11 protein-coding genes are annotated in these 12,694 nt (G+C 64.7%); 9 read left to right on the forward strand and 2 right to left on the reverse strand.

The annotated features are described in order from the left end of the window. Positions 1-3: 3 nt before the first annotated feature. Complete coding sequence (locus tag DVB37_RS20090; RefSeq protein ID WP_082134647.1) at positions 4-1,164, reverse strand: D-alanyl-D-alanine carboxypeptidase family protein; 1,161 nt, start codon at positions 1,162-1,164, stop codon at positions 4-6. Positions 1,165-1,452: 288 nt separating this feature from the next. On the opposite strand from DVB37_RS20090, the gene DVB37_RS20095 reads away from it, so the two are divergent. The 9 genes from DVB37_RS20095 to DVB37_RS20135 all read left to right on the forward strand — a co-directional run bounded on the left by DVB37_RS20095 (position 1,453) and on the right by DVB37_RS20135 (position 11,156). Then, positions 1,453-1,911, forward strand: a complete 459-nt coding sequence (locus DVB37_RS20095; protein ID WP_046807265.1) for an HU family DNA-binding protein — start codon at positions 1,453-1,455, stop codon at positions 1,909-1,911. A gap of 144 nt (positions 1,912-2,055) precedes the next feature. After that, positions 2,056-2,574, forward strand: a complete 519-nt coding sequence (locus tag DVB37_RS20100; RefSeq protein WP_046807264.1) for a MarR family winged helix-turn-helix transcriptional regulator — start codon at positions 2,056-2,058, stop codon at positions 2,572-2,574. Positions 2,575-2,706: 132 nt separating this feature from the next. Beyond that, positions 2,707-3,948: an MFS transporter gene (locus tag DVB37_RS20105; protein WP_104144194.1), complete on the forward strand. Its 1,242-nt coding sequence runs from the start codon at positions 2,707-2,709 to the stop codon at positions 3,946-3,948. A gap of 100 nt (positions 3,949-4,048) precedes the next feature. After that, positions 4,049-6,706, forward strand: coding sequence for a leucine--tRNA ligase (leuS, locus tag DVB37_RS20110; protein ID WP_120156566.1), 2,658 nt, complete (start codon positions 4,049-4,051; stop codon positions 6,704-6,706). Between the two features lie 11 nt (positions 6,707-6,717). After that, positions 6,718-7,380: an LPS assembly lipoprotein LptE gene (gene lptE / locus DVB37_RS20115; RefSeq protein ID WP_046807800.1), complete on the forward strand. Its 663-nt coding sequence runs from the start codon at positions 6,718-6,720 to the stop codon at positions 7,378-7,380. A gap of 3 nt (positions 7,381-7,383) precedes the next feature. Continuing rightward, positions 7,384-8,439, forward strand: coding sequence for a DNA polymerase III subunit delta (gene holA / locus DVB37_RS20120; RefSeq protein WP_120156567.1), 1,056 nt, complete (start codon positions 7,384-7,386; stop codon positions 8,437-8,439). Between the two features lie 106 nt (positions 8,440-8,545). After that, a complete protein-coding gene (locus DVB37_RS20125) occupies positions 8,546-9,826 on the forward strand; it encodes a glutamate-5-semialdehyde dehydrogenase (protein WP_046807802.1) in 1,281 nt (426 codons plus the stop codon). A gap of 159 nt (positions 9,827-9,985) precedes the next feature. Next, positions 9,986-10,366, forward strand: coding sequence for a hypothetical protein (locus DVB37_RS20130; RefSeq protein WP_185975433.1), 381 nt, complete (start codon positions 9,986-9,988; stop codon positions 10,364-10,366). A 4-nt stretch (positions 10,367-10,370) separates the two neighbouring features. Further along, entirely contained in the window at positions 10,371-11,156 is a 786-nt protein-coding gene (locus tag DVB37_RS20135) for a 2-keto-4-pentenoate hydratase (RefSeq protein ID WP_120156568.1), read from the forward strand. 30 nt (positions 11,157-11,186) lie between these two features. Here the strand turns inward: DVB37_RS20135 and DVB37_RS20140 are convergent, their stop codons facing one another. Then, a complete protein-coding gene (locus DVB37_RS20140) occupies positions 11,187-12,614 on the reverse strand; it encodes an amidase family protein (protein ID WP_120156569.1) in 1,428 nt (475 codons plus the stop codon). Positions 12,615-12,694: the final 80 nt, after the last annotated feature.

The raw sequence follows: 12,694 nt of genomic DNA on the forward strand, positions 1-12,694 counted from the left end.
CCATCAACCAGAATGGCCGCGCCACCACAGTCGAACGCTGTCCCAGGCGCGGCCGGCAAAACCTGCCTCGGCCACCGGCTCCAGCGCCACCACGGGAAACTGCATGGCGGGCTTGCCGTCCACCAGCACGCGCAACGCGCCCACCGTGTCCTGCGCCGCAATCGGCGCCACCAGCGGCAACGTCGGCGTCCACACCGGCTCGACCTTGGCGCCGGCCGGCACGGTCACATAGGCGTCGCGCGCAAAACCGACTTTCAAGCTGTCGCTTTCGCCCTTCCAGACTTCCGGCGTGGCCACGGCCTGGCCGCGCGCGTACAGCTTGATCGTATTGAAACCCTGAAAACCCCACTCCAGCAACTGCCGGCTTTCCTGCGTGCGCAGCTTGTCGGAGGCCGTGCCCACCACCACCGTAATCAGGCGGCGCTGGTCGGTGCCATTGGGCCGCCGCGCGGTGGCCACAATGCAGTAACCGGCGGAATCGGTGTGGCCGGTTTTCAAGCCATCCACGCTGGGGTCCAGCCACAGCAGCCGGTTGCGATTGGGCTGCGTGATCTTGTTGAAGGTGAATTGCTTGGCGGAATCGTACGTCTTGTACAGCTGCGGGTAGTCGCGGATGAAGCGCGTGGCCAGGATGGACAAGTCGCTGGCCGTTGAATACGTGCCCGGATCGGGCAAGCCGTGCGGGCTGGCAAAGTGCGTGGCATGCAGGCCAAGCTTTGCCGCCGTGTCGTTCATGCGCGCCACGAAGGCTTCCACGCTGCCCGAGACCGCCTCGGCCAGCGCAATGGCCGCATCATTGCCCGACTGGACCATCAAGCCGCGCAGCAGGTCGTCCACGCTCACTTTCGAGCCCGGCTCCAGGAACATCTTGGAGCTGCCTGCCGGCACTTTCCAGGCGCGCGTGGAAATGACTACCGTTTGGCTCGACGTGATTTCTTTCTTGTTCAGAGCGTCAAACACGACGTAGGCCGTCATGATCTTGGTCAGGGACGCCGGCTCGATGCGCGTGGTGGCCGCGTGCGACGCGATCACCTGCCCGCTGGTTTCATCCAACAACAGCCAGGCCTTTGCCGACAACACAGGTTCGGGCATCGGCTGCGCCAGCGCGCTGGACAGGCATGCGGTTGCGACGAGCAGGCTCGCCGCCAATTTCTTCATCAACATATCGGTGCTTGAAATCCATGCTTTTGTTTTTCGCGACGCAATTGGAACACGGGATGCGCGGAAGGTTCAGTGATGCGCGAGGCCACGTCCGCGAGCCATTGCGCGATGGCATTATTTTGAAGAAACCCTTGCAGGAAGCACTTTTCTGCGTGGAAAACAACAAACAACGGCTGAAATCCCGGCGGAAAACCGCTAGAACGGCTAGTCTTCCGCTATCATCGGGCGCGTGGCGTTAATTGCCGATACCCGGCGCGCGCTGCCCCATGTCCTCAACTACGGATTTTGACCATGGCCACGAAAGCAAAAGCTCCTGCCAAGAAAGTCACCAAGACCGCCGTCAAGGCACCTGCAAAGAAGGCAACCGCCGCCAAGACCGCTGTGAAGCCCGCAGCCAAGAAGGCCGTCGCCGCCAAGAAGGTCGCTGCTGCACCCAAGGCCATCAAGGCTGCAATGAACAAGACCCAGCTGGTCGCTTACATCGTTGAGCAATCGGGCGTTGAAGCCAAGGCCGTCAAGGCCGTGCTGGCCAGCCTGGAAACCTCGGTGCTGGGTTCCGTGGACAAGAAGGGCGCCGGCGAATTCACGCTGCCCGGCCTGTTCAAGGTTGCCGTGCAGAAGGTTCCCGCCAAGGCCAAGCGCTTCGGCAAGGACCCGTTCACTGGCGTTGAGCGCTGGTTCCCCGCCAAGCCGGCTTCGGTCAAGGTGAAGGTTCGCCCGCTCAAGAAGCTGAAGGACGCCGCGCAGTAATTCGCGCGACCATCCGGTCAAGCCGGAAAGGCCCGCCTCGAAAGAGGCGGGCCTTTCTTTTTGCCGCGCGATTTGCGCGAGCCGGGTTCAGGGGACTAGAATTTATCTTTACGTGAAGAAACTTCACATCAAATAAATTCGATCATGCCCACGTCCGACCTTGTCGATCTCGTCATCTCGCAATGGACCACCGAATGCCCCAACCAAGACTTCGCGGCCATGGCGGTTGTGACCCGGGTGTTCCGCCTGAACGCCTTTGCGACCCGAAACGTCAATCGCAGCTTTCGCCGCCATCACCTGCACCAGGGCGAATTCGACGTCCTGGCGACGCTTTACCGCACCGGCGCGCCGCACGCCTTGAACCCGCAGAAGTTGGTCGAAGCCTTGTTGCTGACATCAGGGGCGATGACGAACCGGCTTGACCGGCTGGAACAGGCGGGGCTGCTGGTGCGCAATCCGAACCCCGACGACCGGCGCGGCATCATCGTGTCACTGACCCCTGACGGCCTGCGCGTCATCAAGCAGGTGCTGAAGGATTACCTGAAGGATCTGGGCGAACTGCTGGATCCGCTCTCGGCCGCCGAACGCAAACAATTGGCCGGCCTGCTGAAAAAGCTGCTGATCAAGCACGATCAGGAAACGCCCGGAGGGATCGGCGTCTGACGCGCTGCCGCCCATGGCGCGGTTGCCCTAGACGTAGACGTTGATGTCGCCGTCGCCCTCGTTGCCACCGTTGCCGCCTCCCCTCTCCCTTCGCTTTCTCCCGCCATTTTCGAACCGCCTTCGCTCCGCTTCATGACAGCTTCCCCCGCCTCCGCGCCCCCCGCCCCGCCTACCCCGCCCACCCCGACGCTGACCGCGCCGATCGTCCTGTTGATGTCGATCGCGACCGGCCTGGCCGTCGCCAGCAACTACTACGCGCAACCGCTCCTGCATACGATCGGCCAGCAATTCGGGCTGTCCAACGCCGCGGCGGGGGCCATCGTCACCACGGCCCAGTTGAGCTACGCGTTGGGTTTGATGCTGCTGGTGCCGCTGGGCGATCTCTTTGAACGCCGCCGTCTGATCGTGCTGATGACCTTGCTGTCAGCGGGCGGCCTGTTGATTTCTTCCTTCGCCACCCACATCGCGGTGCTGCTGCTGGGCACGGCGCTGACGGGGCTGTTGTCCGTGGTGGCCCAGATTCTGGTGCCGTTCGCGGCCACCCTTGCCGCCCCGCACGAGCGCGGCAAGGCGGTGGGCACGGTCATGAGCGGCCTGCTGCTGGGCATTCTGCTGGCTCGCACCGTGGCAGGCGTGCTGGCGGACGTGGGCAGTTGGCGCACCGTGTACTGGGTGGCCGCCGTGCTGATGCTGGGCATGTCCGCCGCCCTGTGGCGTGTGCTGCCGCGCTACCAGAGTCCCACCACGATGAGCTATCCGCGCCTGTTGGGCTCGATCCTGCGCATGTTTGTCCAAGAGCCGCTGTTTCGCGCGCGGTCGCTGCTAGGCTTTTTGCTGTTCGCCGCGTTCAGCATGCTGTGGACGCCGTTGACCTTCCTGCTGGCCAGCCCGCCCTATCAATACAGCAACACCACCATCGGCCTGTTCGGCCTGGCCGGGGCGGCGGGCGCCTATGCCGCGAACCGCTTCGGCCGTCTGGCGGACCGGGGCCTGGGCAACCTGGCCACGCGCGTGGGCCTGCTGCTGCTGCTGGGGTCCTGGGGCCTGATGGCCTTTGGCCAGGTCTCGGTATTTGCCCTGTTGGCGGGCATTCTGGTGCAGGACCTGGCCATCCAGGGCGTTCATGTCACCAATAGCAGTTCGCTCTATCGCCTGCGTCCCGAAGCACGCAGCCGCCTTACCGCGGGCTACATGACCAGCTACTTCCTCGGCGGCGCCTCCGGTTCACTGGTATCGTCCTGGCTTTACGCCCATTTCGGCTGGCCCGGCGTGGTCATCGCGGGCGCTGTTCTGGGCGTAGTTACATTGGCATACGGCGTCTTGGCGCCCAGTGCGCGCATCCCCGAAACAGCCCCGCCCCCTAGCCGCGTCTAGCACCTCCTATAATCAGGGGTTTTGACCGCCACCGCGTCAGGCCGCCCCCGCGTCCACGCGGCAGGGCGGCTAGCCCTTTTTTGCCACCGTGCCCGAGCCCATGCAGGAACGTTACCTCCCCACTACCGTCGAAGCGGCCGCCCATCAAGACTGGCAGGCCCGCGACGCCTATCTGGTCCACGAACACGCGAAGAACGCCGACGGCTCCGAAAAGCCGAAGTTCTACGCCTGCTCGATGCTGCCCTACCCCAGTGGCAAGCTGCATATGGGCCACGTGCGCAACTACACCATCAACGACATGATGGCGCGTCAGTTGCGCATGCGCGGCTATAACGTCCTGATGCCCATGGGCTGGGATGCCTTCGGCATGCCGGCGGAAAACGCCGCCATCAAGTCCAAGGTGCCGCCTGCCAAGTGGACCTACGACAACATCGCCTACATGAAGAAGCAGATGAAGGCGATGGGTCTGGCAATCGACTGGACGCGCGAAATGTGCGCCTGCGATCCGCAATACTACAAATGGAACCAGTGGCTGTTCCTGAAGATGCTGGAAAAGGGCGTGGCCTATCGCAAGACCCAGGTCGTGAACTGGGACCCGGTCGACCAGACCGTGCTGGCCAACGAACAGGTCATCGACGGCCGTGGCTGGCGCTCAGGCGCGCTGGTTGAAAAGCGCGAGATCCCGGGCTACTACCTGCGCATCACCGACTACGCCGACGAACTGTTGGGCGCTGTCCAGAACGACCTGCCCGGCTGGCCCGAGCGCGTTCGCCTGATGCAGGAAAACTGGATCGGCAAGTCCGAAGGCCTGCGCTTTGCCTTCCCGCACAAGATCGCCGGCCAGGATGGCCAGCTGATCCAGGACGGCAAGCTGTACGTTTTCACCACCCGCGCCGACACGATCATGGGCGTGACCTTCTGCGCCGTGGCGCCGGAACACCCGCTGGCCACGCATGCCGCGCAAAACAACCCCGAGCTGGGCGCGTTCATCGAACAGTGCAAGCTGGGCGGCACGACCGAGGCCGAAATGGCCACGCGCGAAAAAGAAGGCATGCGCACGGGCCTGACCGTCACGCACCCCGTCACGGGCGCGGACGTCGAAGTGTGGGTCGGCAACTACGTGCTGATGACCTACGGCGACGGCGCCGTCATGGGCGTGCCCGCCCACGACGAACGCGACTTTGCCTTCGCCAAGAAATACGACTTGCCCATCGTGCAAGTCGTGGACGTGCCCGGCAAGGAATACTCCGCCGCCGCCTGGCAGGAATGGTATGGCGACAAGCAGTCTGGCCGCACCATCAATTCCGGCAAGTACGACGGCCTGTCGCACAAGGAAGCCGTGGACGCCATCGCGGCCGACCTGGGCGCGCAAGGCCTGGGCGAAAAGCAAACCACGTGGCGCCTGCGCGACTGGGGCATCTCGCGCCAGCGCTACTGGGGCACCCCGATCCCGATCATCCACTGCGCCGACTGCGGCCCGGTGCCGGTTCCCGAAAAAGACCTGCCCGTCGTCCTGCCCGACGACCTGATCCCGGACGGCAGCGGCAACCCGCTGGCCAAGAACGAAGCCTTCCTGTCCTGCGCCTGCCCCAGCTGCGGCAAGCCCGCGCGCCGCGAAACGGACACGATGGACACGTTTGTGGACTCGTCCTGGTACTTCATGCGCTACACCTCGCCGGGCAACGACAACGCCATGGTCGACGCGCGCAATGACTACTGGATGCCGATGGACCAGTACATCGGCGGCATCGAGCACGCCGTGCTGCACTTGCTGTACGCCCGCTTCTGGACCAAGGTCATGCGCGACATGGGCCTGCTCAATTTCGACGAGCCCTTCACCAAGCTGCTGTGCCAGGGCATGGTGCTGAACCATATCTATTCGCGCAAGACGCCCCAGGGCGGCATTGAATACTTCTGGCCCGAAGACGTTGAAAACGTCTACGACGACCGTGGCGCCATCACCGGCGCCAAGCTCAAGTCGGACGGTTCCGCCATCAACTACGGCGGCGTGGGCACGATGTCCAAGTCCAAGAACAACGGTGTCGATCCGCAATCGCTGATCGACACGCTGGGCGCCGACACGGCACGCCTGTTCGTCATGTTCGCCAGCCCGCCCGAGCAGACGCTTGAATGGTCGGATTCGGGCGTGGAAGGTTCCAACCGCTTCCTGCGTCGCCTGTGGTCCATCAGCTACGCGCGCCGCGACGCCGTGGCGCGTGGCCTGGCCAATGGCGGTGACTGGTCGCAAGCCACCGCCGCCGTCAAGGATCTGCGCCGCGAGGTCTACACGCTGCTCAAGCAAGCCGACTACGACTACCAGCGCATCCAGTACAACACCGTCGTGTCCGCCTGCATGAAGATGCTGAACGCCATCGACGACGCCAAGCTGCCCGAGGACGCCGCGGCCGATGCCGCCTACGCCGAAACGCTGGGCGTGCTGCTGCGCGTGCTGTACCCGGTGGTCCCGCACATCACCTGGCACCTGTGGCAAGACCTGGGCTACGCGAAAGAGCTGGGCGACCTGCTGGACGCGCCGTGGCCGCATGTGGACGAAGCCGCCCTGATCGCGGACGAAATCGAGCTGATGCTCCAGGTCAACGGCAAGCTGCGCGGCTCGATCCGCGTGGCCGCCGGCGCCGCCAAGGAAGACATCGAAAAGCTCGCTGCCAGCCAGGAAGAGGTCTCGCGCTTCCTGGAAGGCCGCCCGCCCAAGCGCGTCATCGTGGTGCCGGGCAAACTGGTCAACGTCGTAGGCTGATGAGGTCAAGCATGTACTTCGCCGGGCAACTCTCGCACTCCCCCCGCCAATCGTGGCTGCTGCGCGGCGCCTGCCTGGCGCTGTTCATGCTGCTGTCCGCTTGCGGCTTCGCACTGCGCGGCGTTACGCCGATGCCGTTCGACACGCTTTATGTCGGCATGCCCGATACCACTCAGTTCGGGGCGGACGTGCGCCGCGCGCTGCGCGCGGCCTCGCCCAATACCAAGCTGGTCGATTCGCCCAAGGAAGCGCAGGCCATTCTGCAGCAGGTTGGCGATACGCGTACGTTGCGCGAGGTGTCTCTGAACGCCCAGGGCCGGGTCGAGGAATACGAGCTGGGTATCAACTACACGTTCCGTCTCATCGACAACAAGGGCCGTGCGTTGATCCCCGACACCACCTTGTCCATCTACCGCGAAATGCCGTACGACGACCAAGTGGTGCAGGCCAAGCAAGGTCAGATCGACACCTTGTATAAAGCCATGCAGCGCGACCTGGTGTCCCGTCTGCTGCGCCGCATGACCGCACCGGACGTGCGCCGCGCATTCGAGCAGGCTGAAGAACGCGGGGAAACCGGCGAGATTCCGCTGTACGACCCGAACGCGCCGCAGCAAAAGAGCACGCCCACGCCGTGGCAGACGCCGCAAACCACCGACCCGGCGATCTTGCGCTAGCCCATGGCACAGCCTTTGGACGCGGATCGGCTTGCCGAACACCTGCAGCGCCCGGGCAACCGGCTCGCGCCGCTATACACGGTGTCCGGCGACGAGCCTTTGCTGGTCACCGAAGCCGTGGATACGTTGCGCGCCTCGGCGCGCAACGCCGGCTACACCGACCGGCTTTCGATGGTGATGGACGCCCGCAGCGACTGGAGCGCCGTCACTGCCGCAACGCAAAGCGTGTCGCTGTTCGGCGACCGCCGCATCCTTGAAATCAAGATCCCCACCGGCAAGCCCGGCAAGTCCGGCGCCGACACGCTGGCCAAGCTGGCCGAGCAGGCCGAAAAGCAGCCTGATGCCGACACGCTGATCCTCATTGCGCTTCCCCGGCTGGACAAAGCCACCCGCGAAAGCCGCTGGGTGCAGGCGCTGAACCGGGGCGGCGTGATGGTCGACATCGCCAACATCGAGCGCGGCCGGCTGCCTGCCTGGGTGGGCATGCGGCTGGCTCGGCAAAACCAGCGTGCCGACGCCGCCACGTTGCAATGGATGGCTGACAAGGTTGAAGGCAACCTGCTGGCTGCGCACCAGGAAATCCAGAAGCTGGGCTTGCTGTATCCCGAAGGCCAACTGGCGGCCGAGGACGTAGAGCGCGCGGTACTGAACGTTGCGCGCTACGATGTTTTCGGCCTGCGCGACGCCATGCTGGCGGGCGACATCGCTCGCACCATCCGCATGATCGACGGCCTGCGCGCCGAAGGCGAAGCGCTGCCGCTGGTGCTCTGGGCGGTCGGCGAAGAAATCCGCCTGCTTGCCCGCATCGCGGAAGCGCGTGCGCTGGGCCAGGACGCCAACGGGCTGATGCGTCGGTTGCGCATCTTCGGCGCGCACGAGCGCCTGGCATTACAGGCGCTGAACCGGGTGCAGCCCGCCGTCTGGCCCGCAGCCGTGCAGCACGCCCACGACGTGGATCGCCTGATCAAGGGCTTGTCCGTCGCCGGACGGCTTTCGGACCCCTGGGAAGAAATGACCCGGCTGGCGCTGCGCGTGGCCGCCGCCGGCGGGCGACCGTGAAGGTCGCCCCGCGCACGCCGTCCTTTGTCCGGATATAAACTGAATCTTCAGACGGCGCTTAGGGTTACGCCCACGGGCTCCGCCGTCTCTTCCGTTGCACTCATTCATGATTGACACTGCCATGTCCTCGTCTTCCATTGAACACGCCATGCTGACCTTGGGCGAAAACGCCCGGCGCGCCTCGCGCGCGATGATGCGCGCCAACAGCGCCGCCAAGAACAAGGCGTTGCTGGCCATGGCCGACGCCCTGGCTGCCAGCCACGATGAGCTCAAGGCCGCCAACGAAAAGGATGTGTCCGCCGCCCGCGCCAACGGTCTGGAACCGGCACTGCTGGACCGCCTGACCCTGTCCGACAAAACGTTGGCGCACATGGCCGAGGGCTTGCGCCAGATTGCCGCCCTGCCCGATCCTATCGGCAGCATCACGGCCACCACGGTGCGTCCTAACGGCATGCGCGTGGCGCAAATGCGGGTCCCGCTCGGGGTCATCGGCATCATTTACGAGTCCCGCCCCAACGTCACGATCGACGCGGCCGCGCTGTGCTTGAAGTCCGGCAACGCCGCGATCCTGCGTGGCGGCAGCGAAGCTTTGCACTCCAATATCGCGTTAGGCCGGGTCGTGCAAACCGGTCTGGCCGCGGCCGGCTTGCCGCCGGACGCCGTGCAGGTGGTTGCCACCGCGGACCGGGCCGCCGTGGGCAAACTCATCACCATGACGGAACATATCGACGTCATCGTTCCGCGCGGCGGCAAGGGCTTGATTGCGCGGCTGGCGCAAGAAGCCCGTGTGCCATTGATCAAGCACCTGGACGGCAACTGCCACATCTACATTGACGCGGCGGCCGATCCGGACAAGGCGCACACCATTGCCTTTAACGCCAAGACCTACCGCTATGGCATCTGCGGCGCCATGGAAACGTTGCTGGTCGATGCCGTGGCCTCCGTTTCCATTCTGCCCACCCTGGCGGCAGCCCTGATCGAGCATGGCGTCGAACTGCGCGGCTGCCCGCGCACGATGGCCTTGCTGCCCCACATCACCCCTGCCACGGAAGAAGACTGGGGCACGGAATACCTGGGCCCGATCCTTGCCGTTCGTATCGTTGACACGCTGGATGACGCCATCGAGCACATCGCGCGCTGGGGCTCGGGCCACACCGACGCCATCGTCACCGAAGACCTGTCGGCGGCGCAGCGCTTTCAGCGTGAAGTGGATTCCAGCTCGGTCTACGTCAACCTGCCGACCTGCTTTGCGGACGGTTTCGAATACGGCCTGGGCGCTGAAATCGGCATCTCGACGAACCGTCTGCATGCGCGCGGCCCGGTCGGCCTGGAAGGCCTGACCACGCTGAAGTGGGTGTTGAACGGTGAAGGCCAGGTTCGCGGCTGAACCACATCAGCCCTGGGCGGCCTGGCCGCCCGACATCGCTGACGCTGCCCTGAACACGGGGCGGCGCCAAGCCTTCTACAATACGGGCAGATTTTTTCCCCGCTTTCGTTCTGCCCTTTTTTCATCTAACGCGGCACGCCGCGCAATCTTGAGATCCCCATGCATTCACCTGTCATGGCCATGGCCTTCAGCCTTTTCGTGCTTTGCTTCATCACCTGCACGCTGAGCGGCATTGTCCTGTTTTTCCTGAAAAACAAAGAGATCAACGCCGCGTTCAAGCATCCCTATTTGCAACACCGCCCGTGGAAACAGTATCCCCTGTCGATCCAGGCGGCCATCATGCTGGACTATTTTTTCCGCCTGATGTTTCCCGGCACGCGGTTCTGGTTGATCGGCAATGCCAACGATTTGCTGGGTCACGTCGACCCCAAGAAAACGCCGCTTTCGCTGAAATGGCCCATCGTTGGCTTTTGGGGCTCGTGCTGGCTGGGCCTGATCGCCATGATCGTCCTGTGGGTGATGCTGTACCTGGGAGCCTGAGCCCATGCAGATCCGAATCGAAGACTATCCCGGCAGCATCGACGCCGCCCGCACGTTGATCGCCGCGCGCGAATCCGGCGTGGCCGGCCCGCGCTTGCCGGCGGAATGCCGCCCGCAATCAATGGGACAGGCATTCGCGGTTCAACAGCGCACCGCACAGCTATTGCAGGAAACGCGCCAGGACCGCGTCGCGGCCTGGAAAAGCGCGCTGCCCTCGCCCGAGAAAATGGTTGTGGCGCCGATTTACGCATCGGGCACCGTCTATGCCGAGGCTGGCCCCGTTGCCACGCGCACGCAAGTGGTGCGCATTGAGCCGGAAATTGCGTTCGAGCTGGCGCAAGACCTGCCCGCCCGCGACACGCCCTACACCGACGCCGAGATTGACGCGGCCGTGGGCGGCGCTCGGCTGGCGCTGGAAGTGCTGGGCTGCCGCTACGCGTCGCCCGAACATGCCAGCCTGCCAGAGCTGCTTGCCGACCACATGTTCAACGAAGGCCTGGTGCTGGGGGCGCGCATCGCCAGCGCCGACGCGGTTCCTTCAAGCATGACGCTGACCTTGTCGGTCGGCGGACGCGAAGTTGAACAACATCCTGGCTTTCACCCTAACGATCGCCCAAAGGCCGGCTTGTACTGGTTGGCCAATTTCCTGCGCGAACAAGGCTTGGGGCTGCATGCCGGGCAGCACGTCATTACCGGTTCGTATGCCGGGTTCCTGGACGTGCCGGCGCATCAAGACATCGAGCTCGTCTACGGCGAGCTCGGCGTGCTGCGCGTGCGGTTTGGCAGCTAGGGCGTCGGGCTAACGCAAGGCCGCACGCCGTCAACGCGGTGCGGGTTTGAAGTCCGGTTCGGCGATGGTGACGGCGGCATCGCCCGCCTCGATAATTTCGCCAGCGGCCAGGCATAGATCTTCGCGATAGCGTCCCGCAACGATCTGCACCCCGATGGGGCTTTGCCCGACGCTGCTCATGGCGTTGCCCATCGCTACCGACAGCCCGGGCAAGCCCATGAAGGGCACGCCGATCTGCGTCATTTGCGCACGCCACACGCGCGCGTAAGCCGCGTCGCCCTGCAAATCCAGATTGTCGGGAAAGGGCAATTCCGCGGATACCGGCAGCAACAGCACCGGATATTCGGAAAGGAAGATTTCCCACAAGCGGGTCAACGTAGCCCGACGCGTCAGCACCGCGGAAAAATTGTTCAGGTTTGCGTCGGCGGCCTTGTCGCGCTGGCCGCGCAGGGCCACCAAAGCCCCTGGGTCGCCTTCCTTTTCGGCCGCCGCCAACATGGCCTCATAGCCGTCCGCCATCCACATGCGGATCTGCAAGTCGGCCGCCTCTTGCATGGGTGGCACGGCGTCCAGTGTGTCCACCGTCCAGCCTGCGTCGCTAAGCCTGCGCGCGGCTTCCTGCAATGCCTTGACGACAGCGGGCTCGGGGTTCATGCCATCCGGGTTCACGCACAGCGCGGCGCGGCGGGGAACGTCGGGGCCCACAAGCGGCGCCGGCACCCACCAAGGGTCGCGAGGGTCACGCGCGGACATGGCCGCCAGCCCCAAGCGCACGTCGGCAATGGTGCGCCCCAATGGCCCCGACACGGCCGTCAATTGGCCGCCGATGGAACGTTCCGGCAAGGCCGCGTTGTACGCGGGCACGCGGCCCAGCGATGGCCGCAACCCGTGCACGCCGCAGGCGTAGGCGGGGTAGCGGATGGACCCGGCGATATCGGTGCCATGGGCCAGATGGCCGATGCCCGCCGCCACCGCCGATGCCGCGCCACCCGACGAGCCACCTGGCGTCAATGCCTTGTTGCGCGGGTTGTGCGTGTCCCCGTGCAGGCCGTTACCCGTGAACCAGCGCAACGAAAACGCGGGCGTGTTCGTGCGGCCAAGAATCACCGCGCCGGCGCGCAGCAGGTTGTCGACGACGGGGCTGTTCTGCGCGGCGATCACGTCTTTTTGCAGGCTGACGCCGTTGGTCGTGGCGTAGCCTGCCTGGTCGACGTTGACCTTGACCGTAACGGGCACACCGGCCAGCAAGCCGGGATCTTCGCCGCGTGCCAGCTGCGCATCGACCTCGCGTGCCCGGGCCAGGACCTCGTCAGGGCGATGATCGACCACGGCATTAAGCGCGGGGTTGACGGCATCGAGCCGGTCCAATGCGCTTTGCGCGGCCTGGACAGCCGATACGTCGCGCTGTCGGATTAGAGAGGCAAGCTCAACTGCGGATAAACGCCAAAGATCGGACACGCGTCACTCCTGATTCGTGGTTTTCCTGCGGGGCACGCAAACCTTAGCGCCTGTCGCGCGGCTCGACAAGCCACGGCTTA

This window comes from Achromobacter sp. B7 (assembly GCF_003600685.1).
GTDB lineage: Bacteria > Pseudomonadota > Gammaproteobacteria > Burkholderiales > Burkholderiaceae_B > Achromobacter > Achromobacter spanius_B.